This window comes from Plesiomonas sp. (assembly GCF_051650925.1).
Classification (GTDB): domain Bacteria; phylum Pseudomonadota; class Gammaproteobacteria; order Enterobacterales; family CAMTGL01; genus Plesiomonas.
In genome coordinates this window covers 1-1,642 of record NZ_JBOFRH010000189.1, presented here as the reverse complement: position 1 = coordinate 1,642, position 1,642 = coordinate 1, and the positions used below count along the sequence as shown (strand labels likewise).

Genomic DNA, 1,642 nt, shown 5'->3' with positions numbered 1-1,642 from the left:
CAGTGTAATATCCACCCACCGCGCCACCGACAATGGTTAAGGTTGGCAGTAATAAATTCCCCAGATCGCCCGGCATCACGGCTGCAGTGAGCGTTTCACCCATCGGTGGTAAGCTGGTCATGGCCACATAGGCAATCAGTACAATCATGAACAGACCAAGGTAGCGCGCCATCTGATCCATGCGTTTGGAAGCATTGTGCACCACAAACAGCAGGCAGCCGACCACCCCAGTAAACAGTGCGCCCCAGGTGGTATCAATGCCGGTTAAGACATTAATCCCCAGCGCCGCGCCGCTGACATTGCCGAAGTTAAAGGCTACCGCACCTAACGCCAGTAAGGTGCCGACGACATAACCCATCCCCGGTGCAACGCGGTTCGCGATATCTTGGATGCGTAGGCCCGATACGCCGACAATGCGCCATAAGTTCATCACAATACCGAAGGTGATAAACATAGAGGCCAGCACAGGGAAAGCCATGTCCACTTTGTAGATATTGGTAAAAACGGCTGTTTGGGTCAAAAAGCCAGGACCTACAGAGGTGGTAGCCATCAAAAAGGCGACGCTTAAAACAGCTTTCTGTTGCCAAGTGCGGGGAGTTGTCGCAGCGGGTGCGTTAGATGAAGTTATCAAAGTCATGCCGGTCTCAAAAATGTGGTCTCTCTCTTTATAGAAAAAAGAAAGACAACTGACCGGGATCAGCTGAGCTTGGTGACTCGATAATAGTATTACAATATTATTTATTTAAAACAACGAGTTACAAGTTGGTGCCCGTTGGATTGGCGCGAATACTAATCGTAAATGCGAAGTGAGTCAACCGATATCCACAATTTTAGATCGCCGCCTCAAACGCGCATAAAACCTCAGCGGTGGCGCTGAACTTGAGAGGCCGAAATTAGTCATTGCTAGCGCAATTGGGTACCATCGCGCATATCTTTTTATTTTCCCTTGGTATTTTGTTAGCGCACTCAGCGGATAGAGCGACCTATGCAGAAGAAAATCACGATGGCCGAGATCTCAAAGCAGCTCGGGATCTCAAAAATGACCGTGTCACGCTACTTTAACGGCGGTTATGTGGCCGAAGAAACACGGCAAAAAATCGATGCAGTGGTCAAAGCGAATCACTATACCCCGAATAAATTTGCCCAATCGATGCGCTGCCAATCTAACATTATCGGTTTTATTGCGCCGCGTATTGAGTCTTATACCACCAGTCAGGTTATCAAAGGCGCCTTGGCGGCAGCGAGCGATCTGCAGGCACGTTTGCTGTTCCATGCAACCGGTTTTGATCATGACTCCGAGCGGCAGGCGGTGAGCGAATTCACCAATTTGAATGCGTTGGGGACAATTCTGATTGCCTCGAAGCACAGTGTGACCGAACCGTTTTACCAGAGTCTGCACAACCTGATTTTTATCGGTAAACAGATCCCCGACCAATGCTGTTTGTATTACCCCGAAGAGGCCGCGCTGCATGCCTTGGTTACGCAAGTGATCGGGCAATTGGCGCAGCAGCAAGCGCCGGTTAGCGCGGTTCACTATGTGTATGATGCGCGGATGCTGTCGAGCCGCACTCAGTATATGCAGCAACTGCTGTCGCAAGATTACGCGCATCTGCCGCTCACGTTGCAAAGCTTGGCCAATTCC

At 50.3% G+C, this 1,642-nt stretch carries 2 protein-coding genes; one reads left to right on the top strand and one right to left on the bottom strand.

The features are described 5' to 3' along the window. A partial coding sequence (locus tag ACRC27_RS04630; RefSeq protein WP_438639297.1) for a divalent metal cation transporter occupies window positions 1–550 on the bottom strand: 550 nt, incomplete at its 3' end. Window positions 551–985: 435 nt separating this feature from the next. Between ACRC27_RS04630 and ACRC27_RS04625 the strand changes: the two genes are divergently transcribed. After that, a partial coding sequence (locus tag ACRC27_RS04625) for a LacI family DNA-binding transcriptional regulator (protein WP_438639296.1) occupies window positions 986–1,642 on the top strand: 657 nt, incomplete at its 3' end.